Annotated in this window: 22 protein-coding genes; 18 read left to right on the forward strand and 4 right to left on the reverse strand. The window is 69.0% G+C overall.

Annotated elements, in window-relative coordinates:
• The first annotated feature begins 14 nt into the window (after nt 1-14).
• The 4 genes from ACFPJ1_RS30405 (at nt 15) to ACFPJ1_RS30420 (ending at nt 4,528) form a co-directional block, all read left to right on the forward strand.
• Nucleotides 15-941, forward strand: coding sequence for an alpha/beta hydrolase (locus tag ACFPJ1_RS30405; RefSeq protein ID WP_380109085.1), 927 nt, complete (start codon nt 15-17; stop codon nt 939-941).
• Entirely contained in the window at nt 934-1,989 is a 1,056-nt protein-coding gene (locus tag ACFPJ1_RS30410; RefSeq protein WP_380109087.1) for an alpha-hydroxy acid oxidase, read from the forward strand. The genes ACFPJ1_RS30405 and ACFPJ1_RS30410 overlap by 8 nt, the downstream gene beginning before the upstream one ends.
• Nucleotides 1,989-3,272: an aminotransferase-like domain-containing protein gene (locus tag ACFPJ1_RS30415; RefSeq protein WP_380109089.1), complete on the forward strand. Its 1,284-nt coding sequence runs from the start codon at nt 1,989-1,991 to the stop codon at nt 3,270-3,272. Before ACFPJ1_RS30410 ends, ACFPJ1_RS30415 begins: the two co-directional genes overlap by 1 nt.
• Nucleotides 3,273-3,340: 68 nt before the next feature.
• The gene (locus tag ACFPJ1_RS30420; protein ID WP_380109091.1) at nt 3,341-4,528 is read left to right on the forward strand and encodes an MFS transporter; all 1,188 of its coding nucleotides are present in this window, start codon (nt 3,341-3,343) and stop codon (nt 4,526-4,528) included.
• 32 nt (nt 4,529-4,560) lie between these two features.
• On the opposite strand, the gene coaA is transcribed toward ACFPJ1_RS30420, so the two are convergent.
• Nucleotides 4,561-5,514 carry a type I pantothenate kinase gene (gene coaA, locus ACFPJ1_RS30425; RefSeq protein WP_380109093.1) on the reverse strand — a complete coding sequence of 318 codons (954 nt, stop codon included), beginning with the start codon at nt 5,512-5,514 and terminating at the stop codon, nt 4,561-4,563.
• A 93-nt stretch (nt 5,515-5,607) separates the two neighbouring features.
• On the opposite strand from coaA, the gene ACFPJ1_RS30430 reads away from it, so the two are divergent.
• From ACFPJ1_RS30430 to ACFPJ1_RS30440, 3 genes are all read left to right on the forward strand, one after another.
• The gene (locus ACFPJ1_RS30430; protein WP_380109095.1) at nt 5,608-5,958 is read left to right on the forward strand and encodes a holo-ACP synthase; all 351 of its coding nucleotides are present in this window, start codon (nt 5,608-5,610) and stop codon (nt 5,956-5,958) included.
• Between the two features lies 1 nt (nt 5,959).
• Nucleotides 5,960-7,372, forward strand: a complete 1,413-nt coding sequence (locus ACFPJ1_RS30435; protein WP_380109097.1) for an NAD(P)H-hydrate dehydratase — start codon at nt 5,960-5,962, stop codon at nt 7,370-7,372.
• A 75-nt stretch (nt 7,373-7,447) separates the two neighbouring features.
• Nucleotides 7,448-10,519: a PIG-L family deacetylase gene (locus ACFPJ1_RS30440; RefSeq protein ID WP_380109099.1), complete on the forward strand. Its 3,072-nt coding sequence runs from the start codon at nt 7,448-7,450 to the stop codon at nt 10,517-10,519.
• Nucleotides 10,520-10,563: 44 nt separating this feature from the next.
• Here the strand turns inward: ACFPJ1_RS30440 and ACFPJ1_RS30445 are convergent, their stop codons facing one another.
• Nucleotides 10,564-11,331, reverse strand: coding sequence for an META domain-containing protein (locus tag ACFPJ1_RS30445; protein ID WP_380109100.1), 768 nt, complete (start codon nt 11,329-11,331; stop codon nt 10,564-10,566).
• A gap of 415 nt (nt 11,332-11,746) precedes the next feature.
• Here ACFPJ1_RS30445 and ACFPJ1_RS30450 point away from each other — a divergent pair, with 415 nt between their 5' ends.
• The 10 genes from ACFPJ1_RS30450 (at nt 11,747) to ACFPJ1_RS30495 (ending at nt 20,329) form a co-directional block, all read left to right on the forward strand.
• Entirely contained in the window at nt 11,747-12,961 is a 1,215-nt protein-coding gene (locus tag ACFPJ1_RS30450; RefSeq protein WP_380109102.1) for a glycoside hydrolase family 12 protein, read from the forward strand.
• A gap of 76 nt (nt 12,962-13,037) precedes the next feature.
• Nucleotides 13,038-13,679, forward strand: coding sequence for an HAD family hydrolase (locus tag ACFPJ1_RS30455; protein ID WP_380109104.1), 642 nt, complete (start codon nt 13,038-13,040; stop codon nt 13,677-13,679).
• 15 nt (nt 13,680-13,694) lie between these two features.
• The gene (gene alr, locus ACFPJ1_RS30460; RefSeq protein WP_380109106.1) at nt 13,695-14,843 is read left to right on the forward strand and encodes an alanine racemase; all 1,149 of its coding nucleotides are present in this window, start codon (nt 13,695-13,697) and stop codon (nt 14,841-14,843) included.
• 5 nt (nt 14,844-14,848) lie between these two features.
• Nucleotides 14,849-15,970: an alpha/beta fold hydrolase gene (locus ACFPJ1_RS30465; protein WP_380109108.1), complete on the forward strand. Its 1,122-nt coding sequence runs from the start codon at nt 14,849-14,851 to the stop codon at nt 15,968-15,970.
• A complete protein-coding gene (gene tsaE, locus ACFPJ1_RS30470) occupies nt 15,967-16,908 on the forward strand; it encodes a tRNA (adenosine(37)-N6)-threonylcarbamoyltransferase complex ATPase subunit type 1 TsaE (protein ID WP_380109110.1) in 942 nt (313 codons plus the stop codon). Before ACFPJ1_RS30465 ends, tsaE begins: the two co-directional genes overlap by 4 nt.
• Before the next feature lie 2 nt (nt 16,909-16,910).
• A complete protein-coding gene (gene tsaB / locus ACFPJ1_RS30475) occupies nt 16,911-17,579 on the forward strand; it encodes a tRNA (adenosine(37)-N6)-threonylcarbamoyltransferase complex dimerization subunit type 1 TsaB (RefSeq protein ID WP_380109112.1) in 669 nt (222 codons plus the stop codon).
• The gene (locus ACFPJ1_RS30480; RefSeq protein ID WP_380109114.1) at nt 17,576-18,073 is read left to right on the forward strand and encodes a GNAT family N-acetyltransferase; all 498 of its coding nucleotides are present in this window, start codon (nt 17,576-17,578) and stop codon (nt 18,071-18,073) included. The genes tsaB and ACFPJ1_RS30480 overlap by 4 nt, the downstream gene beginning before the upstream one ends.
• Nucleotides 18,070-19,125 carry a tRNA (adenosine(37)-N6)-threonylcarbamoyltransferase complex transferase subunit TsaD gene (gene tsaD / locus ACFPJ1_RS30485; protein ID WP_380109116.1) on the forward strand — a complete coding sequence of 352 codons (1,056 nt, stop codon included), beginning with the start codon at nt 18,070-18,072 and terminating at the stop codon, nt 19,123-19,125. Before ACFPJ1_RS30480 ends, tsaD begins: the two co-directional genes overlap by 4 nt.
• A complete protein-coding gene (locus ACFPJ1_RS30490; protein WP_380109118.1) occupies nt 19,122-19,571 on the forward strand; it encodes a GNAT family N-acetyltransferase in 450 nt (149 codons plus the stop codon). The genes tsaD and ACFPJ1_RS30490 overlap by 4 nt, the downstream gene beginning before the upstream one ends.
• Nucleotides 19,568-20,329 (forward strand): dienelactone hydrolase family protein, encoded by a 762-nt coding sequence (locus tag ACFPJ1_RS30495; protein ID WP_380109120.1) that lies wholly within the window; start codon nt 19,568-19,570, stop codon nt 20,327-20,329. The genes ACFPJ1_RS30490 and ACFPJ1_RS30495 overlap by 4 nt, the downstream gene beginning before the upstream one ends.
• Nucleotides 20,330-20,640: 311 nt before the next feature.
• Here the strand turns inward: ACFPJ1_RS30495 and ACFPJ1_RS30500 are convergent, their stop codons facing one another.
• Nucleotides 20,641-21,816, reverse strand: a complete 1,176-nt coding sequence (locus ACFPJ1_RS30500; RefSeq protein ID WP_380109122.1) for a class I SAM-dependent methyltransferase — start codon at nt 21,814-21,816, stop codon at nt 20,641-20,643.
• A gap of 21 nt (nt 21,817-21,837) precedes the next feature.
• Complete coding sequence (locus ACFPJ1_RS30505; RefSeq protein WP_380109124.1) at nt 21,838-22,464, reverse strand: peptidoglycan-binding domain-containing protein; 627 nt, start codon at nt 22,462-22,464, stop codon at nt 21,838-21,840.
• A 314-nt stretch (nt 22,465-22,778) separates the two neighbouring features.
• On the opposite strand from ACFPJ1_RS30505, the gene groES reads away from it, so the two are divergent.
• Nucleotides 22,779-23,075 (forward strand): co-chaperone GroES, encoded by a 297-nt coding sequence (gene groES, locus ACFPJ1_RS30510; protein WP_132190703.1) that lies wholly within the window; start codon nt 22,779-22,781, stop codon nt 23,073-23,075.
• Nucleotides 23,076-23,167 lie beyond the last annotated feature (92 nt).

Here is a 23,167-nt window from a genome sequence, read left to right on the forward strand (position 1 = left end):
GAGGGGGACTCGTCGTGCCGTTGGATCCAGAGGTCGAGGCGATGCGCGCGAAGCGTGAGGCCGATGACGTGCCGCAGTTGTACACCCAGACACTTGCCGAGGCCCGGGCAGCTGATCTGGCATCTATCCGTGCCGCGGGCGGTGAGGTCGAGCACGTTCACCACGTCGAGGACGTCGTGCTGGCCGAATCAGGGCTGCCGCTCCGGATCTATCGGCCCGAGGGCGAGGGGCCGCTGCCGACGTTGGTCTACTTCTTCGGTGGGGGCTGGACTCTGGGCAGCATCGACACGGCTGACGGGATCTGTCGTCAGCTGGCGAACTCCGTGCCCTGTCAGGTGATCACCGTCGGCTATCGCCTGGCGCCGGAGAACCCGTTCCCCGCCGCTGTCCACGACTGCCACCAGGCGACCCAGTCCATCGCGGCCCGTGCTGCGGAGTTCCAGGTCGACGCAGAGCGGATCGCGGTCGGCGGAGACAGTGCCGGAGGCAACCTTGCGGCTGCTATCACCTTGCTGGCCAGGGAGTCCGGGCCATCGCTGGTCGGGCAGTTGCTGGTCTACCCGAACACCTTGTACGGCTCGGACACCGCCTCGATGCGTGCGGGCGATGACCCGTTCCTCTTCAACAAGACCTCGGTCGGCTGGTACTGGGAGCACTACCTCTCCGACTCGGCCGACGGCCTCAACCCGCTCGCCTCGCCACTGCTGGCCACGTCGCACGCCGGGTTGCCGCCTGCGCTGGTGATCACGGCTGAGTACGACCCCCTGCGCGACGAGGGCGAGTTCTACGCCGAGAAGTTGTACGCCGCGGACGTCCCGACCGAGCTCTCCCGGTACGACGGAATGGTGCACGGGTTCTTCGCCATGTCCGGCGTCCTCGACGGCGGTCGCAAAGCCATCACCGAAGCCGCCACCTGGCTCCGCAGGACCTTCGATGGCTGACTCTTTCACCGAGTATGAGGAGATGGCTGCCGCAGTACTCCCGTCGGCTGTTCGGGATTTTGTTGCCGGGGGCAGCGGGTCCGAGACGACCCTCCAGATGAACCGCGCAGCATTCGACTCCGTGACCCTGACGCCGCGCGTGCTGGGCGGCATCTCATCCGTCAACACCACCTGGCCGTACTTCGGTGGGGCGTCGATGCCCGTGGTGGTGGCTCCGATGGCTTACCAGCGGTTGTTGCATCCCGAGGGGGAGTTGCTGCTGGCAAAAGCAGCCGCCGACGCCGGCATCCCCTACACGATCAGCACGTTGAGCAGCTATCCGCTGGAGAAGATCGCCGGGACAGAACCGTCGTGGTTCCAGCTGTACTGGTTGAGAGATCGCACCCTGGTGGAGTCGCTGATCGACCGCGCCGAGGCGTCCGGCTGTACGGCGCTGATGGTGACCGTCGACGTTCCGGTGATGGGCAGACGGCTGCGCGACGTGCGCAACGCGTTCGCCCTGCCTCCGCACGTCGTCGCCGCCAACCTTGTCGATGCCGTCACCGAGGCCCACGTCGGAGTACCAGGACTGTCCGCCGTCGCAGCCCACACCGCCTCCGCCTTCGAGCCGGCCGTGTCGTGGCAAGACCTGGAGTGGCTGCGATCCAGGATCCAGTTACCGCTTCTGATCAAGGGGATTCTCGATCCACGCGACGCCGTACGAGCTGTCGAGGTCGGTGCCGCGGGCATCGTCGTGTCGAATCACGGTGGCCGGCAGCTCGACGGAGCCGTTGCCTCGATCGACGCTTTGCCCGCTGTGGTGGATGCCGTAGGCAAGCATTGCAAGGTGCTCCTGGACAGCGGCGTGCGCAGTGGCACCGATGTACTGCGAGCACTCGCGCTCGGAGCGTCCGCAGTACTGGTCGGGCGGCCGTTGCTCTGGGCGCTGGCGGTTGATGCGTGTGCGGAGGCTTTGGGGTTGCTCCGCAAGGAGTTGGAAGACGCGATGCTGCTGGCCGGGTGTGCGGATCTCGCCGCCGCCGGTCGGCTGACAACCGGGAGGACCTGATGGCCGACCTGCGGTTGGCGGACCTGCACGGCTCGCTCACCGACCGGGCGCTGAACTCGATGAACTTCCTCAACGAGGTGGCGAACCACTACCCCAACGCGATCTCGCTCGCGGCCGGCCGGCCGTACGAGGAGTTCTACGCGCTGGAGGACCTGCACTCCTACGTGGACACCTTCAGCCGGTACCTCCGCGAAGAACTCGGGTACGACGAGGCCGCCGTCCGGCGGACCGTCTTCCAGTACGGGCGGACCAAGGGCATCGTGCACCGCCTGGTGGCGCGCAATCTCACGATCGACGAGGGGATCGAGGTCGACCCCGAGGCGATCGTGGTGACGGTGGGCTGCCAGGAGGCGATGGTCCTGGTGCTTCGCGCCCTCCGGGCCGATCCGTCGGACGTGCTGCTCGTCGTCTCGCCCGCGTACGTCGGGATCACGGGTGCGGCGCGGCTGCTCGATCTCCCGGTGCTGCCTGTCGCCGGCGGCAGCGACGGGGTGGACCTGGAGGATCTGGCCGCGGTGGTGAAGTCCGCCCGGGCTGATGGGCTGCGGCCGCGGGCTTGTTACGTGATGCCGGACTTCGCCAACCCGTCCGGGCTCAGCCTGGACCTGGAGACCCGGCGGCGACTGCTCGAGGTGGCCGCGGAACAGGACCTCCTGCTGCTCGAGGACAACCCGTACGGGCTGTTCCCGGCGGCTGGCGTGGACCGCGTGCCCACCCTGAAGGCTCTGGACACCGACAGGCGGGTCATCTACCTGGGCTCCTTCGCCAAGACCGCACTGCCCGGAGCCAGGGTCGGCTACGTGGTGGCCGATCAGACCGTGGCATCTCCGGACGGAACCACGGGCCTGCTGGCCGATGAGTTGTCGAAGATCAAGAGCATGGTGACGGTGAACACCTCGGCCGTCGCGCAGGCGGTGATCGGCGGCAAACTGCTGGAGAACGGGTGCAGCCTGGTCTCCGCGAACGAGCGCGAGCGGGCTGTCTACGCGGCCAACCTGCGCGCTATCACCGACGGCCTGGCCGCGCGGTTCCCCGGGGGTGAGGTGACCTGGACCGTGCCGTCCGGCGGGTTCTTCGTCGTCGTCACCGTGCCGTTTGCGGTCGACGACGCGCTGCTGGAGAAGTCCGCCCAGGAGCACGGCGTGCTCTGGACCCCGATGAGCCACTTCTACGACGGCGACGCCCCGGTGAACGCCCTCCGGCTGTCCTGCAGCGTGGTCACCCCGGCCCAGATCGACGCCGGCCTGAACCGCCTGGCCGCGCTGATCCACGACCAGCTCTGAAATTGGTCCTCTCGCGGGGCTCAGAACTGGATCTGTAGGGAAGACCGGTCTGTTCCTACGGTGAAGTCATGACTGACATCGCCTGTGAGATCCAGACCCTCGGTACCCCGGTCCGCCGTACCGCCGACCGGCTTGTCACGCCGCAGTTCGCGCGGCTGCTGGTGATGGTGTTCGGCTCCGGGCTGAGCATGTACCTGCTGACCTCGGTGGTTCCGCTCTACCTGGCGGCCAGTGGGTCCGGCGGGATCGGCGCGGGCCTGTCCACCGGCGCGATGATGCTCTCGGCCGTGGCGATGGAACTGCTGGTCCCGGCGATGCTGGTCCGCTTCGGATACCGCGGCACTCTCGGCCTCGGGCTGGTCCTGCTCGGCGCACCTTCGCTGGTCCTGGTGGCCACCTCGTCGCTGCCGCTGGTCCTCGCGGTCTGCGTGGTGCGAGGAGCCGGCCTGGCGATCCTGGTCGTCGGCGCGGTCGCCCTGGTCGCCGAGATCACCCCGGCTCATCGTCGCGGCGAGGGCCTCGGCGTCTACGGCATCGTGGTCGGGCTGCCGGCAGGGATCGGCCTGCCGCTCGGGGTCTACCTGACCAACGTGGTCGGCTTCGAGGTTCTGTTCGTGCTGGCCGCGGTCGCGTCGCTGGCGGGACTGGCCGCGCTGCCGGGGATGCCTCAGCGGAGTACCGGAGCTGGCGAGGAGCAGCACGTGAAGGTGCTGGGCGGATTGCGGGGGAGCGGGCTGTTGATGCCGACCTTCGTGTTCGCGGCCGTGACCGTTGCCGCGGGCATCAGTGTCACCTTCCTGCCGCTGGCCGCGCACAGTCACGCCGTGGTCGCCGTCGCGCTGCTGATCCAGTCCGTCACCGCCCCTGCCACTCGTTGGCTGGCGGGCCGGTTGGGCGACCGGATCGGCCCGGTGAAGCTGCTGGCGCCGGCTCTGGTGCTCGCCGCTCTGGGTGCCGCTTCGCTGATCTTCATCGGCAGCCCGGTGGCCGTCATCGCCGGCTCGGCCTTCTTCGGCATCGGCTTCGGCGCCGCCCAGAATCTGACGCTGGCGACGATGTACGACCGCTCGCCCAAGTCGCGGTACGGCCAGGTGAGCGCGCTGTGGAATCTCGCGTACGACGGTGGCTGGGGCATCGGCGCCATCCTCTTCGGCCTGGTGGTCGCCGGCATCGGCTACCCCGTGGCCTTCGCCATCACCGCCGCCATCGTGGCCGTCGCGATCGTCCCGGCCGTGAAGGCGTCCCTCTCCGCCTGAAGGCAGCCCTGCGGCGAGACTTCAGCCCGGACTCAGAGCTTGCGCAGCCGGACCCAGCGGACGGCGTGGTCGGCGCCCTTGCGGAGGACCAGGGTGGCCCGGGAGCGGGTGGGGAGGATGTTCTCCCGCAGGTTCGGGCCGTTGATGCCGTCCCAGAGGGACTCGGCCTTGGCGATCGCCTGTTGCCGGCTGAGCTCGCCGTACCGGACGAAGTACGACTCGGGGTTGCGGAAGGCCGTCTCCCAGAGCTTGAGGAAGCGGTGCACGTACCAGGACCGGATGTCGTCGGCGGCGGCATCGACGTACACGGAGAAGTCGAAGAAGTCGCTGACCGCCAGGCCGCTCTTGCCGTCCGCGTGCCGGGGCGCGGGCTGGAGCACGTTCAGGCCTTCGAGCAGCAGGATGTCGGGTTGCTCGACGGTGGTCCGGACGCCCGGCATCCGGTCGTAGTGCAGGTGCGAGTAGACCGGCGCCTCGACGTTGTCCATCCCGGACTTCACCTCGACCACGAAGCGCAGCAGCGACTTGCGGTCATAGGACTCCGGGAATCCCTTGCGCAGCATCAGGCCGCGGCGTTCCAGCTCGGCGTTCGGCCAGAGGAACCCGTCGGTGGTGACGAGCGCGACCCGGGGGTGCTCCGGCCAGCGGGCCAGCAGTTCGCGCAGCAAACGGGCGGTGGTGGACTTGCCGACGGCAACGGACCCGCCGATGCCGATCACGAACGGAGTGCGGGCGACGGTCGGCTTGCCCAGGAACGCCTCGGTGTCGGAGTGCAGCGCGCGGGCGTGCCTCACATAGAGTGACAGGATCCGTGACAGCGGCAGATAGACCTCGCGGACCTCGTCGATGTCGATCTCGTCGCCGAGACCGCGCAGCCGCTCGATCTCCTCGGCCGTCAGCGGTGACTCGGTCGTCTCCGCGAGCTGTGCCCAGGCGGCGCGATCGAGCTCGGTGTACGGGGTCACCTCCCGCGACGGCTGCAGCATGGCACCCATTCTTCCCACAGATGCCCCGGCTACGCTGACCGGCATGTGCGACTACCAGACTGCGGGTGTGTCAGTTGTCACATCAGGTACCCCATGATCGTCGGCGTCGGAATCGATGTGGTGGACGTCGAGCGGTTCATCAAGACCCTCGAGCGGACCCCGGGGCTGCGGGACCGGGTCTTCACCGAGACCGAAGCCAGGAAGCCACCGGCCTCGCTGGCGGCGCGGTTCGCCGCGAAGGAGGCGCTCGCCAAGGCACTCGGCGCTCCCGCCGGGATGCAGTGGCACGACGCTGAGGTCCGCACCGACGACACCGGCCGGCCCTGGCTGGAGATCACCGGCACGGTCGCATCGCGGGCATCCCAGCTGGGTGTCCAGAGCCTGCACCTGTCCCTGAGCCATGACGCCGGCATCGCGTCGGCGGTCGTCGTCCTGGAGGGCTGAGATGCGCCACGCCCACACCGTCGAACAGGTCCGCGCGGCCGAGGCCGACCTGATGGCGCGGCTCCCCGAAGGCACCCTGATGCAACGTGCCGCCACCGGTCTGGCCGTTGCCATCGGCAACTTCATCGGCCACGTGTACGGCGCTCGCGTGGTGCTGCTGGTCGGTTCGGGCGACAACGGCGGCGACGCTCTCTACGCGGGCGAGAAGCTGGCTCGTCGCGGCGCCGGCGTGACCGCTGTACTCCTGTCCGACAAGGCCCACCCGGCAGGGCTCGCGGCACTTCTCGTCGCGGGCGGCCGCGTCGGGTCCACCGAGGACATCGCCACGGCGGACGTGGTCGTCGACGGGATCGTGGGCATCGGCGGCCGCCCCGGTCTCAAGCCCGAAGCCCTCGCCGCTGTGCAGGCCGCCGAGGAGCACGGGGTGCCGATCGTCGCCGTCGACATGCCGTCCGGCGTCGATGTCGACACCGGCGAGACACCGGCCGAGCATGTGAAGGCCGCGCTCACCGTCACCTTCGGCACCCACAAGATCTGCCACTTCGTCGATCCCGCGGCAGCAGCCTGCGGCCCGGTCCACCTGGTCGAGATCGGCCTCGACCTGCCACCGGCCGAGGTCCAGTCGCTCCAGACCGCCGACGTCCGCGCCCTCTACCCGGTACCGCGTGGCGAGTCCGACAAGTACTCCCGCGGACTCCTCGGCCTGATCGCCGGCTCCGCCCAGTACCCCGGCGCCGCGGTGATCGCCGCCACCGGAGCCCTCGCCGGCCCGATCGGCATGCTCCGCTACGTCGGCCCCGACCCCGTCGCAGAAGCAGTCCGCACCGCCCACCCGGAAGTAGTAGCCGGCGAAGGCAGAGTTCAGGCCTGGGCGGTCGGATCCGGACTCGGCGACGAGTTGGACGTCGCGAAGGTGCGCGAGCTGCTCGACGCCGACGAGCCCGTCCTGCTCGATGCGGACGGGCTGAAAGCCCTCGACGAGTCTGGCGACCACGACGACGTCCTGATCACGCCGCATGCGGGCGAGCTCGCGCGTCTGCTGGGCGTAGAGCGGGCGGTCGTCGAGGCGAAGCGGCTGAAGCATGCACGGCTGGCGGCGGAGCAGTTCGACGTGACGGTCCTGCTGAAGGGCTCCACCACGGTGATCGCCCGGCCCGACGGCGAGGTCCGTGTCAACACGAACGCGACCGCCTGGCTCGCCACCGCCGGAGCCGGCGACGTACTGGCAGGCCTCTGCGGCTCCCTCCTTGCCGGCGGGCTGAATCCCCTGGACGCGGCGAGTGTCGGTGCCTATCTGCATGCGGCCGCAGCCAACCTCGCGTCGGGTGGCGGACCGGCGACGGCGATGCAGGTTGCGGGGAAGGTTGCGGAAGCCACGCGGCTGGTGGTGCTTGAAAAGGATTCGGGCGGGTAGGACGGATGAGGGCGGGTCTGCGCGGGACGAGCAGCCACGCCCGGCCAGTGCCTCCACCGCCCGAGGAGTCCGCACATGAAGCGTCTGCTCAGTCTGCTTGCCGCGACGATCCTGCTCAGTGGTCTGGCGGTCAGTGTTCCCGCCAAGGCCGGCCCACCACCGCAGTACGGGTCCGGTGGCAACTATGTCGCCGATCGGGACACCAAGATCGACGTGATGGGGGAGTGGGCCCACCCCGATGACGACACCAGCATCATCGGGCCATGCGGCGTCTGGCATCAGCTGTACGGCGTGAAGTGCGGCGTGATCATGGTGACCCGCGGCGAGGGCGGCGGGAACGCCGTCGGCACCGAGCTTGGCCCCGACCTCGGTTTGCGCCGGGAGAACGAGGACCGGGTGGCGCACTACCGGTCCGGCACGCTCGACATCTTCAACCTGGACCGAGTGGACTTCTTCTACAACCAGAGCGCGCCGCTGACGCAGTACTTCTGGGACGAGGAGGAGACGCTGCGCCGCGTCACCCGGGTGATCCGGACGACGCAGCCGGAGATCTACATCGGATTCACCCCGACCCTGGCGGCCGGGCACGGCAACCACCAGCAGGCGGGCCGGCTGATCTGGGAAGGCGTGCTGGCCGCGGCCGACCCGACGAAGTTCCCCGAGCAATTGCGCGGACCGGATGCGTTGAGCACCTGGCAGGTCAAGAAGGTGTTCTCCGGCGGCACCACCGCCGGGACCGGCGGAACGACCACGGCCGCCAACTGCACCACCGGGTTCGTCCCGACGCCCGGCACCAACCTGGACACGGTGGCAGGCGTCTGGACCGGTTACGACTCGCCGTACAAGTGGCCGGCGGGCAACCTGCAGGGGAAGCCGGTGGGGTCGGCGAAGAGCTGGCAGCAGGTCGCGGACGAGGGGCGCGCGGCGTACCCGACGCAGAGCCGGGTGATGTTCAAGGGCGCCTCGGAGCCGGCCTGTTCGCGGTTCGGCATGACCCAGTCGTTCGTCCCGTTCCAGCCGAACACCGCAGCAGACGGTACGGCGAACCCGGCGGCCGGGCGCGATGACGCGATCCTGTTCGGGGCGACCAAAGCGGATCCGGGTGGGCTGCCGAACGGGACGCTGGAGTATCTGACGTTCTCGCGGTTCCTCAACGTGGCTGGTGAACCCTTCCAGGCAACGCTGCACCTCAAGTCCGGCTCCGGGCAGTTGAAGCCCGGCAAGGTCGCGCTGACGGTTCCGGCCGGCTGGACGGTCGACGGGCCGAAGGAGGTCGGCATCGTCTCGGACCGCCAGGAGGCCACGGTGACCTTCACCGTCACCCCGAGCGCGACGGCGCAGGTCAACCAGAATGCGAGGATCTCGGCGCTCTACATGAGCCAGGCGAAGAAGGGGTACACGGACAATGTGGTCCGAATCGTCTCGCCCACGGAGGGCCGGTTCGAGCGCTGGGGCAACTGGGCGGAGTACGACGAGTGGCTCGCCGACACGGCCCCGCAGGCGATCCGGCTCGGCCGGTCGGCGGCGATCCAGTCGATGAGCATCGGCAGCGCGCTCGCCGTGCCGGTGGTCGTGCACAACTGGTCCAACCAGCCGCAGAGCGGCACAGTCGGCCTCACCCTGCCCGCGAACTTCACCGCCGACGCAACCTCGAAGCCGTACTCCGCGTTGGCGCCGGGCGCCGAAACCACGGTGACCTTCCAGGTCACGAACACCGATACGGCCTTGCCTGCAACGCAGAACGTGTCGATTCCGATCACCACGACGTACAGCGCACCGGCGGGGACGGGCAACGAATCGCTCACCCTGACGCTGGTCCCGTCGACTGCGATCGCCCAGTCCACGACCACGCCGGTCGTCGACGGCACAGCAGCGCCCGGTGAGTACTCCGGTCCGACGCTCGACCTCGGGCGGATCTGGCAGGGCGCCGCGACGTGCACCGGTGTCGACGACTGTGGTGTCTCGCCGACCGGTGAAGGCAGCACGGCCAAGGTCAGCTGGTCCGAGGACGCGCTGTACTTCTTCATCCACATCCGCGACGACTACCAGTCGTACGCCGTCACCCCGCAGGAGTGCGTCGGCCACTGGCAGGCCGACTCCGTCGAGATCCTGCTCGACCCGCGCGGTACCGCGTCGCAGGTGCTCAAAGACACCGCGAACACCTTCAAGCTCGGCATCTTCCCGTTCACGAACGACCCGAGCGCGAGCAACGGGAACGGCGCGAACGGGCCGTGCTGGTCGCGCGATGCCGACAACCACCAGGGGTACTCGACGGGTCCGTTGGCCGGCACCGTCAGCGATGCGCCGAACGCCCCCGGAGTACAGGTGGCGTCGACGGCGACGTGGGTCGGCACCAACGAGACCACGACTCCGCACGCGTATGCCGGTGGCGGGTACGACCTCGAGGTGAAGATCCCGTTGGCCGACCTACCCGCGGCGGTGGACCCGGCGAAGCTGGGGCTGAACATCACGCCGTACGACAACGACGACACCTCGGCGGCCGGGACGACGACGCTGCGGCACATCGACATGAGCACGCGGCTCGGGTGGTCCGCGCTCGGCTCCGTCCAGTCGGATCCGTATCGCTGGGGACGGGCGACGATGCCCGGCTACACCCCGCCGGCGGATCGGCCGACCACGCCGTCCGCGCCGAACGTGTCGAGTCCGAACCTGAACGGTGCTCTCTCGCCGCAGACGATCGCGCAGTCGGCGAGGAACGACGTACCGATCTCGGGGCGCGTCCCGACCTCGGGACTCAAGGTGCTGTCGGGCCGGTTGGGGAGCAGTTCGGTGGAACTCCTTACGTTGTCAAGAGTTTCCGGAACTGCTCGGATGTTCCTGACCAGTGGTGAGCTCGGTGCGATTCCCGTCTACACGACGAGTTGCTCACCGGCGGCGGATCCGGCGCCGGACTACGGGCTGACGCCGTGTGCTGTCACCGATGGTGGGATTCCTGCCTGGTCGCCGGACATGAGCGGTCACCTGGTGAAGCAGGACAGCAAGCAGATCACCCAGGGAGTGCAGCGGTTCTCGATCCCGTTGACCGCGGCCCAGCGCGCGAAACTGGCGGCGGACGGGCACCTGCTCATCTCGTTCGAGACACCCCAGAACGAGGTCCAGGCGTTCGACCTGAAGCTCAGCCGCTGACCTCAGCCTGCAGCCGACGGCCTTCCGTCGGCTGCAGGCCTGAATCAGCCGCTGGTGAGGTCGATGCCGTTGCCGTCGGGGGTGCGGAGTTCGAGGCGGTTCGCTTCGATGCTGTAGGTCACTTCGCCTTTCAATGCGGCAAGCATCGCCTTCTCCAAGGCGTCGACGTTTCCTGTGCACGCCTTGAGGGTGACGCTCAGTTCGCCGAAGGTCAGTTTGTTGCCGGTCCGCGCCACGATGCCCTGCAGGTCGTTGCACCCGGTCGATCCGGTCACGCGTTCGCCGCTGATGGTGAGGTGCGCCCTCTCCGAACCCACCGTGTGCGAGGCCATCTCCCCGGCGATGACCGTTTCAAGCGTCCACCTGGTGCCGTCCAGCGGTTTGTCGGGCTCCGCGGTCTCCCGGTCCTGGAGGACCAGTTCGGTACCGCCCTTGGTCACGCTGAGCTTGTCCGCCTCGAGCTTCCAGGCCGGGTCGTCCTGCAGGAGCTTGGCCAGCCAGTCGTCCTGGGCATGCCGTGGCGCGTCGCACCCCATATCGGTGATCGCGAGATCCTGGACCGACAACTTCCCGCCGTCGGTCGAGACCTTGCCGCCCATGGAGTTGCACCCGGCGTCGGCCATCAGCCGCCCGTAGTCCATGAACTGCAGCCGGATCCGGGTATTCGGCGCCAGTTGCCTGGCCTTGCCGTCCTCGGTCACCGTCACGGACAGGTACGACCTTCCGTCCAGCGACCCGCCCGCGCTCGACTCGTCCCCGCATCCGGCCAGCGTCAGCAGCAACCCGGCCCCAGCGACGGCGATCATCCGCATCCTCACACCCTACGGACGCTCCGGCCCCTCCAGACGTTGCAGCCGACCGACGGCGGGGTGAGCGTGCTCCTGCGCTTCGAGAATGCGTTCGGATCCGGCCGTCGCGGCTGCGATTGACGGGTTGGACGTCGGTACAGCGCCAGGCCCGAGACGGCCCGGATACGCTGCGTGAAAGGGGTACCCCAGGTTGCCTTTTCGGATCACGGTTGGATAACGTCGGCCGCCGTACGCGCGAGAGCAAACGAGAACGACATGGCCGGCAAGCCTTCATCGCCGGTCTGCCGGGACCGGATCGGCGCTTCGGGGGCGTCGACTGACCTGGCCATTCTGGGGATCCAACAGAAGAGTTTTTGTGGGCCATCGCTGGAGTGCTGGGGCAGTCAGTGGTGGCCCGTCGAGCAGAGGAATGTTTCGCATGCCCCCCATCCGAACTGCCCGAAGCCGCGTCGTCATCCCAGCGGTGTTCCTTGCCCTCGGTGCGCTGGTAGCCGCACCGATCGCCGTTCAGGCGGCCAAGGATTCTCCCGTCGCTGCGACCGCGACCGCCGCGGACAGCACGGTTTCGACCCTCCCGAGCGTCGGCCGCGTGGAGACCTGCGTCCTGGACGCGTCCTCCAGCTGTACCGTCGTGCACGGCTTCGGCGTGAAGCCGGCCGCGATCACGGCGACCGCGGCCGGACCGGCGATCATCTCGATCGACCCGAACCAAACCAACGACAAGACCTACCGCCTCCGGGCGTTGAGCCGCAACGGTGAGAACTACCGCGCCGGGGCCAAGGTGCGCTACACCGCGCACTACGACTTCGCCGCGGCTCCAGCGCAGCCGACCACCCCGACGCCGACGACCACGACGACCCCGACCCAGCCGCCGGCGAGCACCCCGACCCCGACCACCACCACGACGACGCCGACCAAGCCGCCGACGTCGACCCCGACGACTCCGACCGCCAGCCCCACCACGTCGACCCCCACGACGACGACCAGCCCGGTGGGGAACTGCACCAACCCGGTGTGGACCACCACCTCGAGCAACAACTCGGGCGAGGGCCGGACGTTCGGCGCGTACTACGTCCACAACAACATGTGGAACAACGACAACGGCACCTACTCGCTGGGCGCCTGCAACTACAACAACTGGTACGTCGACGTCACTCAGCCGCTGCCGGGTGACAAGGGCGTCCAGGCGTACCCGAACGTGCACAAGGACTACAACGACGTCGCGCTGTCCAAGATCCAGTCGGCCAAGTTCGCCGCGACGACCCCCGCCAACTGCGCGGCCTGCATCTACAACGTCGCGTTCGACGCGTGGATCGGCGATGGTCTGAACAACGAGCTGATGATCTGGACCGACAACAAGGGCCAGGTCCCGGCTGGCCGGAAGGTCGGCACCGTGGCGTTCGGTGGCTTCACCTACGACGTCTGGCACCAGAACGGCTACACCGCCTACGTGTCCCAGGTGACGCAGAAGTCCGGCACGATGCCGCTGGCCAGCTTCTTCAACGACATGGTCTCCCGGGGCTGGGCCCCGAAGGCCACGACCTGGCAGGTCGACTTCGGCGTCGAGGTCGTGTCCACCGGCAACACCAAGCAGCGCTTCAACTTCAACGACTTCTCCATCCAGGAGAACTGACCCCCCACGCTCTCGCGCACCCCGCGGCCGCCGTGACGCTCGACGTCACGGCGGTCGCGTTGCATAGGGTGCAGCTGTGACCGAACTGGTGATCTTCGACAACGACGGCGTGCTGGTGGACTCGGAACGGTTGGCCAACACGATCCTGGCCGAACTGCTCACCGAGGCGGGGTTGCCGTACACATTCGAGGAAACGGTCCGGGACTTCATGGGTGGCAGCATGGTGTCGATGCGGCAGAAGGCCGAGGCGCAGCTGGGTTCGCCGCTGCCCGCCGATCTGGAGGACCGCTACCACCAGCGGCTCTTCGACGGCTTCGCCCACCTCCAGCCGGTCCCCGGAGTCCGCGAGGTGCTCGACCAGCTGGATGCGGACGGCATTACCTACTGCCTGGCGTCGTCCGGCACTCATCGGCGGATCCACACCGCACTGACGGCGGTCGGCTTCTGGGAGCGGTTCGAGGGCCGGATCTTCAGCTCGGAGGATGTCCGGCACGGCAAGCCCGCGCCCGATCTCTTCCTGCACGCTGCGACCATGATGGGCGTGAAGCCGACCGACTGTGTTGTCGTCGAGGACAGCCCGCTCGGAGTAGCCGCGGCCAACTCCGCCGGCATGAAGGTCTTCGGCTTCGCCGCCATGACCGCCCCCGAGAAGCTGTCCGCCGCAACCGCGACGTTCCACGAAATGACCGCCCTACCCAAGCTCATTCGAACCGCCTGAGAGACTGGAGGGGCTATGTCTGAGCCCCAAGAGTCCTCCAACGTTCGTGCTGAGGCGGTTGTCGACCTCGGTGCGATCCGCCACAACGTGGCCACGCTGCGTGCGCGCGTCGGTACTGCCCAGCTGATGACGGTCGTCAAGGCCGACGGTTACGGGCACGGAATGGTCCCGGTCGCCCGCGCTGCCCGAGAAGCCGGTGCGGACTGGATCGGGGCTGCCGTGCTCGAGGAGGCGCTGGCGCTGCGTGCGGCCGGCGACACCGGTCCGATCTTCTGCTGGCTGACCACCCCTGGTGAGCCGCTGGCGCAGGCCATTGCCGCCGGCATCGACCTGTCCGCCTCGGCGCCCTGGGAGATCGACGAGCTCGCGGCCGGGGTGACGGACCGGCCCGCCAGAGTGCACCTCAAGATCGACACCGGCATGAGCCGGGGCGGCGCAGTACCGGAGGAGTGGCCGGCGTTGATCCGCGCTGCCCTGCGCGAAGTGAAGACCGGCCGGCTGGAGATCACCGGGATCTGGTCCCACCTGTCCTCGTCGGACGAGCCGAAGAGTGCGGCGAACGAGGCGCAGGTCGCGACGTTCGAGTCGGCGGTGGAGATCGCGGCCTCCCTCGGGGTCGAGCCGAAGCTCCGTCACCTCGCCAACTCCGGCGGCACGCTGGCGCTTCCCGAAACCCATTTCGACCTGGTCCGGCCCGGCATCGCGACGTACGGGCTGTCGCCGTTCGGGCATGTGCTGCCGTCGTCCGAGCTGGGGCTGCGGCCGGCGATGACGTTGCGGGCGCGGCTCGCGATGGTGAAGCGGGTCCCGGCCGGCGCCGGGGTGTCGTACGGGCTGACCTGGACCGCGCCCCGTCCGTCGACGCTCGGGCTGATCCCGCTCGGGTACGGCGACGGGCTGCCGCGGCACGCGTCGAACGGTGCGCCGGTCCAGGCCGGCGGCGCGCGTCGTACCATCGTCGGCCGGATCTGCATGGATCAGTGTGTGGTCAATCTCGAGGACGCCGAGGCCGCGGCAGGCGACGAGGTGGTGCTTTTCGGGCCGGGTACCGGTGGCGAGCCGACCGCGGACGACTGGGCGGATGCGGCAGGAACCATCAACTACGAGATCGTCACCCGACTGGGCGCCCGGATCCCCCGTCGGTACGTCGACAGCGGGAGGTGACCGGCGTGGCCAAAGTAGGTCGCATCGCCGGCCTGATCGGCGCCGCGGTCGGCGTGATCGCCGCCGGGGCCGCGGCGGGTGTCGCCGTCGAGCGCCAGGTGATCGGCCGTCGCTCGGGCCAGCGCGCCCAGCTCGAGGCCGAGCCGTTCGGATCGCTGCGCGGTACTCCGCACGTCTTCACCGCCGACGACGGCGTCGAGCTGTACGTCGAGGTCGACGAGCTGAAGCGGTCCCGGCGTCCGGCGCCTCCGGCCAAGCGCCGGCTGCGGCGCAAGGTGGAGGTGAACGCGCCGGAGGACCTGACGCTGATCTTCGCGCACGGCTACGGGCTGAACATGGACTGCTGGCACTTCGAGCGCCGCGACCTGGCCGGGATCGGCACGATGGTGTTCTACGACCAGCGCTCGCACGGACGCTCCGGCCGGTCGCCGAAGGAGCACGTCAGCATCGAGCAACTCGGCCGGGACCTGTTCGGGATCATGGAGGAGTTCGCGCCGACCGGCCCGGTGATCCTGATCGGGCACTCGATGGGCGGCATGTCGATCATGGCGCTGGCCGAGCAGCACCCGGAGATCTTCGGCGACCGGGTGATCGGCGTCGGGCTGTGCTCCACCAGCGCCGGCGGGCTGGACCGGGTCCCGATCGCGCTGCCGGGCAAGGCCGGGATGCTGATCCGGGCGCTGGCGACGCCGACCGTCTCGGCGCTGGCCCGGGTCCCCGACGTGGTCGAGCGCAGCCGCAAGGCCGGCACGGACATCAGCTACCTGCTGACCCGGAAGTACTCGTTCGGCTCCGAGGTGCCGCCGGCCTTCACCGAGTTCGTCAACGAGATGATCGCCGCGACGCCGATCTCGGTGATCGCGGAGTTCTACCCGATCTTCGCGATGCACCAGCGATACGACCATCTGGAACCGTTGCAGAAGGTGGAGTGCGTGGTCATCGGTGGCGACTCCGACCATCTGACCCCGTTCGAGCACTCGGAGGACATCGTCCGGCACGTACCGGGGGCGGAGCTGGTCGAGGTGAAGAACTGCGGGCACCTCGGCCTGATCGAGCACCACCGCGAGTTCACCGCAGCCCTGCTCGGCATGATCGAGCGGGCCGAGACATCCCTGGGACAGACATGACCGACCTGCACGTGGTGGACGCCACCGCGGAGCACGTGGAAGAGATCGTCGACGTCATCCACCACGCCTTCTCCGCCCGGCGCGTGCTCGACCCGCCGTCGACCGCGCTGTCGGAGAACGCCACCACCGTCGCCGCCGCTGTCGCCGCGCACGGCGGACTGCTCGTGCTCATCGACGGCGTACCGGCCGGCGCGATGCTCTTCGAGGTCGACGGCGACGTGCTCGGCCTGCGCCGGGTCTCGGTGAACCCGCGCTTCCAGGGCCGCGGGGTCGCCTCCGCGATGGTCGGCTGCGCCGAGGACACCGCCCGCGAGCGCGGTCTTCGCCGGGTTCGGTTGATCGCCCGGGTCGAACTACCCGACACCGTGGAGTTCTGGCGGCGTCGTGGGTACTCCGTGGTCGAGCGTGAGGGGCAGAACCTGATCTACGCGAAGGCGATGCCGATCGAGCTGACCATCCCCACCGCGGACGACATGCGCGCGGCCGCGGAAGAACTCGCCGGCCAGTTGCGAGCGGGTGACGTACTCGTGCTGTCGGGTGATCTCGGCGCCGGCAAGACGACGTTCACCCAGGGTCTGGGGGCCGGGCTGAAGGTGCGCGGCGACATCACCTCGCCGACGTTCGTGATCTCGCGAGTGCATCCGTCGCTCGCAGGCGGTCCCGCGCTGGTGCACGTGGACGCCTATCGGCTGGGCGGTATCGCCGAGCTGGACGACCTCGACCTGGACGCCAGCCTCGACGACGCGGTCACCGTGGTCGAGTGGGGCCACGGACTCGCCGAGTCCCTCGCCCCGGACCGCCTCGACATCGTGATCACCCGCGGCGACGACGACGTCGACGAGACCCGGGACCTCCGCATCACTCCAGCCGGCCCCCGCTGGGCCGAAACCGGTGTCTCGCTCACCCCGCCGGTTCTGTCCGCGGCGGAGAGGGACTGACCATGTTGCTTGCGTTCGATACGTCCAGTGCCGCGGTGACCGTGGCCGTCGCCGATCCGGTCACCGGGGCCATCCTCGCTTCCTCGTCGACCGTGGATGCGCTGCGGCACGGCGAGTTGCTGGCGCCCGCGATCGCTGCGGCCCTGGCAACCGCCGGCTGTACTCCGCGCGACCTGACCAAGATCGCCGTCGGTGTCGGACCAGGTCCGTTCACCGGCCTGCGGGTCGGCCTGGTGACTGCGCGGACCATGGCGGACGTGCTCGAGATCGAGGTCGCCGGTGTCTGCAGCCTCGACATCCTCGCGCGGCAGTCCTCCCTGACCCTGCCCGTCGCCGTCGCGACGGATGCCCGCCGCAAGGAGATCTACTGGGCCCTGTACGACGGACCCGCCGCTGACGGGAGTCGCCGGCGCCTGGAGGGGCCGGCGGTGGATCGCCCTGCCGATGTCGCCCACGTTCTCGCCGGGCTGCCGGTGATCGGCCGCGGTGCCTTTCTCTACGCGGAGGCACTCGGGCTCGACACCAACGACGTGCCCGAGTACCCGTCGGCCGAAATACTCGCTCTGGGGGTGGCGACCGGGACTCTGCCTGTGGTCGCGCCGGACCCGCTGTATTTGCGACGCCCTGACGTGACGATGTCCGGTGGGCCCAAGAGCGTGCTGCCGAAGTGAGACCTCGCATCCGCCCGGCCGCAGCCGCCGACCTGGCCGCGCTCGTCGCGCTCGACCAGGTCTGCTTCGGCGCGTCCGCGTGGAGTGCCGACTCCTGGGCGGAGGAGTTCGCCCGGCTGGATGGGGATCGGGTGGTGCTCGTCGCCGACGAAGGCGCCGTGGTCGGATACGTAGTACTGCTGGTTCCTGCCGTTGTGGAGGACCCGGTGGATCTGCTGCGGATCGCGGTCGCGCCGGACGAGCGGCGTACCGGCATCGGCGGGCAGTTGCTGACCAAGGCGCTGGAGCGATGCGCGGGCCGGACCGTCCTGCTGGAAGTTGCTGCGGGCAATGAGTCGGCGGAGGCGTTGTACCGGGGCTTCGGCTTCGGGGAGATGAGCCGGCGGCGCGGGTACTACGCCGGTGGCGAGGACGCGGTCATCATGCGGTGGCCGGGAGATGTGGCGGCAGCAGACGTGGTGGCTGGAGATGCGGTGGCGGGAGATGTCGGATGAGTGAGAACGAGCCCTTGATCCTGGGTATCGAGACGTCGTGCGACGAGACCGGGGTCGGCATCGTCCGCGGGCAGACGCTGCTCGCCGACGCGATCGCCTCCAGCGTCGAGGAGCACGCCCGGTTCGGCGGAGTCGTCCCGGAGGTCGCCAGTCGCGCGCACCTCGAGGCGATGGTGCCGACGATCCGCCGCGCCTGTGAGACCGCGGGGATCAAGCCGTCCGATGTCGACGCGGTCGCCGTCACCAGCGGACCCGGCCTGGCCGGCGCCCTGCTCGTCGGCGTCGCCGCCGCCAAGGGCCTCGCGCTCTCGCTCGACAAGCCCTTGTACGGCGTGAACCACCTCGCCGCACACGTCGCGGTCGACACGCTCGAGCACGGGGACCTCCCGAAGGGCGCGATCGCGATGCTCGTCTCCGGCGGTCACTCGTCGCTGCTCGCGGTCGAGGACATCACCGTCGGCGTCGAGCCGATGGGCGCCACCATCGACGACGCGGCGGGGGAGGCCTTCGACAAGGTCGCCCGGGTGCTGGGGCTGCCGTTCCCCGGAGGTCCATATGTCGACAAGGCGGCACGAGACGGCGGTGACGCGCTCTACGTGCGGTTCCCGCGCGGGCTGACCAGTCAGCGGGATCTGGAGCGGCACCGGTTCGACTTCTCCTTCTCCGGTTTGAAGACCGCCGTCGCGCGGTGGGTCGAGGCGAAGCGTCGTGACGGCGAGGACGTGCCGGTGAACCACGTGGCCGCCGCGTTCCAGGAGGCCGTCTGCGATGTGCTGACCCGCAAGGCGATCGATGCCTGCAGGGACCGCGGCTACGAGCACCTGCTGATCGGTGGCGGCGTCGCGGCGAACTCCCGGTTGCGGGCGATGGCCGAGGAGCGTTGCGCCGCGGCCGGCATCGCAGTACGGGTTCCGCGGCCGGGGCTGTGCACGGACAACGGAGCGATGGTGGCGGCGCTCGGCTCGGAACTCGTGCGGGCCGGGAAGTCGCCGTCGCCGTTGGGCTTGCCGGCGGATTCTTCGATGCCGATCACGACGGTGCTGAACTCATGAGGTGGGAGCACCCGGACGGGTTCGTCGCCGACGACGACTCCGCACGGGTCGATCTGGATGTCGTGCACGGGTTCCTGCGTACGTCGTACTGGTCGCCGGGAGTGCCGCGGGATGTGGTGGAGAAGGCGGTTGCGAACAGCCTGAACGTCGGGGTTTATGCGCCGGACGGAGCTCAGGTCGCGTTCGCACGGGCGGTGACGGATCGGGCGACCTTCGCGTGGATCGCGGACGTCTTCGTGCTGCCTTCGTCGCGTGGCCATGGGCTCGGGCGCTTCGTGGTCTCGACCTTGCTCGAGCATCCGGACCTCCAGTCGCTGCGCCGTACGATGCTGGCGACGGCCGACGCCCACGGGCTCTATCGTTCCTACGGTTTTGAAGATCTCCCTGACCCGAATCTGTTCCTGGGCGTCGCTCGCAGTCCCGCCGAGATCTACGGCCAACCGTGACGAGCCTTCCCGGGATCGATCTGCTCGCGGCGCCGGAGAAGGCGACGGACCTGGTGCTGCTCGCGCATGGCGGGGTGGTGGACTCGCTGGATCCGGCCGGTGGCTGGCGAGCGGCGATCCTGCGGATGTGGCCGTTGGCCTTGGCCGCGCACTCGGCTGCTCCCGGCGCCGCTGTCGGCCTGATGCGCTACCGGTATCGCGGCTGGAACGGTACTGAGGCTCATCCGGCGAACGACCTTCGCACGGTGCTCGACGGACTCCCGTCGTCCATCCGCCGGGTGGTCCTGATCGGCCACTCGATGGGCGGTCGCGCAGTGGTTGCCGCTGGCAATCACCCGTCGGTCTCGGGTGTTCTGGGTCTGGCTCCGTGGCTGCCCGACGGTGAACCACTCGTCGCGTTGCGCGGGCCCGTAGTACTGGCGCATGGAACGTTGGACCGGATCACGGATCCCGCGGCGACGGCTGCTTATGCCAGGCGCCTGCGGGCCACCGGAGTACCGGTTGCCCTGGTGTCCGTGGAAGGTGAGAAGCACGCGATGCTCCACCGCTCCGGCGACTGGAACGAACTCGTACGCCGCTTCGTCGCCACCGCTCTAGGTGATCCCACGGACTGCCCGGCACTGACCACCGAGTCCGATCGGGTGGATCCACTTCCGCTGTGGAACCGCCCGGGTGGGAATGCGGCCGGAGTACGAGACATCGCCGCGGCCCGTCTCCGCCTGCGAGTCCTGGGCTCCCAAGCACTGGAGCAGGTCTGACTACCGCGGCCTCAGGTGTTCTGCAGTTGCAGGTGCTCCTGCAGCGCGGGGAAGGGCGCGGCAGGCAAGAGCCCGTGGACCTGAACTCACCGCTAGGTCCGCAGGAAACGGCCAGCGGCAGACCGGTTCCCGCCAACCCTGACGCAGCGAGGTGAACATCCAGCGACACCGGCGTGATGCTTAGTGGCGGGCTCCTGGTCGGGTGCGGCAACAGACGCAGCACCTCGTCCGTCGGCTGGCCGGCCAGGAGCCCGCTCGTGGGATCGATCATATGTTCGAGTATGCCGTGAAAGCAAATCGATGATTCGCCGTCAGTCAGTGCCGGCGGCGACCCGGCGGCAAGAGTAGGCGACCGCGTCCCGGCCGATCCGGGTCACGATGAGCGTCGCGCTCGCGGAGCCCTTCGGGGCCAGCTTCTTGCGGAGCTGTGCCGGGTCGAAGTCGACGCCGCGCTTCTTGATCTCCAGCGTGCCGATGCCGTTCGACCGAACCCAAGACCGCAGTGCCTTCTCGCGGTACGGCAGTTCCTCGATCACCTCATAGGCAGAGGCCAGGGGAGTCGCGGCCAAGGAGGAGCCGGTCACATAGGCGATCCGCGGATCCAGCAGCCAGCCATCGACCGCCGCTGCGACGGCAGTAACCAGTCCGGCCCTGACTACAGCCCCATCCGGCTCGTAGATGTACTGCCCGACTGGACCGCTGTCTACCTCCGGTGCCGACGTCACTGTCGCGCCGCCGGGCAGTAGTGTCGCGCGGCGGCTAGTACCGGCGTAGAGCTTGCCGGACCACAGTGCGGCCTCCTTGACCTCGCCCGCGTCGCTGACCCACTCCGCCTCGACGCCTTCAGGCACAGCGTCGTGCGGAATGCCCGGAGCCACCTTGACGCACGCAGTACCCGCCAGCAGGTCGGTGATGAAGGACCACGGCGGCGAGTAGGCGTTGTGGTCGAACACCCGCCTCCCATCGGCCCGCCGTGCCGGATCCGCGAAGACCACCTCGTACTGCGTGACGTCCTGCGCCTCGGCGTCTCCCACCAGGACCTCGCCGGGCAGACCCAGTGCCGCGAGGTTCGCCTGTGCTGCAGCTGCTGTCGCGGGGTCTCGCTCCACACCCGTGACGCGCAAGCCGGCGCGGGCGGCGCTGATGAGGTCGCCACCGATCCCGCAACCGAGGTCGACCACAGTGGCGCCAGGAAGAGTGCCCGCGATGCGTGCGGCCCGATGGACTCCCACTGTGGTCCGCGTGGCCTGCTCGAGCCCATCCGGCGTGAAGAACATCCGTGCCGCGTCCTCTGCGCCGAACTTGGCGGCCGCCCGGTACCGCAGCGACGCCTGCGTGACCGCGGCGGTCACCACGGCAGCGTCGTACCGGCGTCTGAGCTGTTCGACCAGCTTGAGCTCACCGCCGGGACTGAACTCGGCACAGGCCTCGGCCAGTACTGCGTCCCCGGGTGCGGTGAGCAGCGAGGTGATCGACGAAGGGTCCACCCGCCCAAGTCTGCCCGGGGGCTACAGCGGGCTGGAGCAGGCCTTGCTCCAGGTGTTCGTCTTCGATGAGAACAGCCGCCAGTTCATGGCCGAGCGGGTCTTCGGGCCGTAGATGCCGTCGGCTGTGAGCTTGTGCCGCTTCTGCACCGCCTTGACCACTCCACGGGTGTTGCTGCCGTACACGCCGTCCACTGTGAGGCGGTACCCGTAGCAGTAGTTCAGGTTGCGCTGCAGGGTCCGGATCGCCGTGTCCGGGTCCCCGGTGCGCGCGAAGCCGCGGTACGGGTCGTCGCCGTACAGGAGGTTGCAGGTCGTACTGGCGCTGTTCCACAGCGACGGCATCGGGACACCCCAGCCGGTCTTGCCGACCGGTACCAGCCGCGCGGACCGGCACTGGGTCAGTGCAGCCGCTGCCCTGGTCTCCGCCTGCGCGTCCGTCTTCGCTTCCCCTGAGTCAGCCTTCGGCGGCTGTACTGCGGGGGCGGTGCCACCCGAGGCGGCGGAGCCTTCCTGGGGCGAGTTGTTCCCGTTGGCGGCGACGGCTGCCACGGCGATGGGGCTGATGAGGATCGCGACGACGGCGACGGCCTTGCGCGGGGTGAGCTTGAAGAGCGACAGGTTCCGGAGCGACGGGATGCGGACGGCCATGGTTCTCTCCTGGTGGGTCGATCCCGGGGCGGCCGGGAATGCCTCCACGCAAGACGGTCCCACGCCGGTGGTCCCGCCGCCTAGGGCTCGGTGGCGGAAAGCGCACGGGCGATCACTTCCGGTGCGGTTGTCCGCCGTGGGCGAGAATCTGGCACTCGAGTTGACCGAGTGCTAATCGCCGCCTAGATTCGGTGTTGGCACTCTCCACTCGAGGGTGCCAGCGGCCCGGCCTCTGATCCCCGCGACGGCAGAGGTGAACGGCCGCTCGCAGCACCTGCAGAACACACCAAGAACTCGACCGTGGAGGTCAGCAAGTGTCGGTCACGATCAAGCCGCTCGAGGACCGTGTCCTCGTTGCGCCGCTCGAAGCCGAGCAGACCACGAAGTCCGGCCTGGTCATCCCGGACACCGCCAAGGAGAAGCCCCAGGAGGGCGAGATCCTCGCCGTCGGCCCCGGCCGCATCGACGACAACGGCAACCGCGTCCCGCTGGACGTCAGCGTCGGCGACAAGGTCATCTACTCGAAGTACGGCGGCACCGAGGTCAAGTACGACGGCCAGGACTACCTGATCCTGGGCGCCCGCGACATCCTCGCAGTCGTCACCAAGTGATGGCAGTCATCACCAAGTGATGTTAGGGCGTGCCTCCTCGTCCAGTGCGTGCCGCGTGGCTCTGCCCGCTACCGCGCGGAACGAGGGGACAC

It is taken from the genome of Kribbella qitaiheensis (assembly GCF_042657745.1).
GTDB classification, from domain to species: Bacteria; Actinomycetota; Actinomycetes; order Propionibacteriales; family Kribbellaceae; genus Kribbella; species Kribbella qitaiheensis.

Coding starts and splice junctions, on each gene's coding strand:
- tsaE (WP_380109110.1), top strand. CDS start 15,967: ATGACCGACCTGCACGTGGTGGACGCCACCGCGGAGCACGTGGAAGAG.
- coaA (WP_380109093.1), bottom strand. CDS start 5,514: ATGCTGCAGCCGTCGCGGGAGGTGACCCCGTACACCGAGCTCGATCGC.
- ACFPJ1_RS30420 (WP_380109091.1), top strand. CDS start 3,341: ATGACTGACATCGCCTGTGAGATCCAGACCCTCGGTACCCCGGTCCGC.
- tsaD (WP_380109116.1), top strand. CDS start 18,070: ATGAGTGAGAACGAGCCCTTGATCCTGGGTATCGAGACGTCGTGCGAC.
- ACFPJ1_RS30435 (WP_380109097.1), top strand. CDS start 5,960: ATGCGCCACGCCCACACCGTCGAACAGGTCCGCGCGGCCGAGGCCGAC.
- ACFPJ1_RS30490 (WP_380109118.1), top strand. CDS start 19,122: ATGAGGTGGGAGCACCCGGACGGGTTCGTCGCCGACGACGACTCCGCA.
- ACFPJ1_RS30440 (WP_380109099.1), top strand. CDS start 7,448: ATGAAGCGTCTGCTCAGTCTGCTTGCCGCGACGATCCTGCTCAGTGGT.
- ACFPJ1_RS30450 (WP_380109102.1), top strand. CDS start 11,747: ATGCCCCCCATCCGAACTGCCCGAAGCCGCGTCGTCATCCCAGCGGTG.
- ACFPJ1_RS30410 (WP_380109087.1), top strand. CDS start 934: ATGGCTGACTCTTTCACCGAGTATGAGGAGATGGCTGCCGCAGTACTC.
- alr (WP_380109106.1), top strand. CDS start 13,695: ATGTCTGAGCCCCAAGAGTCCTCCAACGTTCGTGCTGAGGCGGTTGTC.
- tsaB (WP_380109112.1), top strand. CDS start 16,911: ATGTTGCTTGCGTTCGATACGTCCAGTGCCGCGGTGACCGTGGCCGTC.
- ACFPJ1_RS30445 (WP_380109100.1), bottom strand. CDS start 11,331: ATGCGGATGATCGCCGTCGCTGGGGCCGGGTTGCTGCTGACGCTGGCC.
- ACFPJ1_RS30505 (WP_380109124.1), bottom strand. CDS start 22,464: ATGGCCGTCCGCATCCCGTCGCTCCGGAACCTGTCGCTCTTCAAGCTC.
- ACFPJ1_RS30430 (WP_380109095.1), top strand. CDS start 5,608: ATGATCGTCGGCGTCGGAATCGATGTGGTGGACGTCGAGCGGTTCATC.
- ACFPJ1_RS30415 (WP_380109089.1), top strand. CDS start 1,989: ATGGCCGACCTGCGGTTGGCGGACCTGCACGGCTCGCTCACCGACCGG.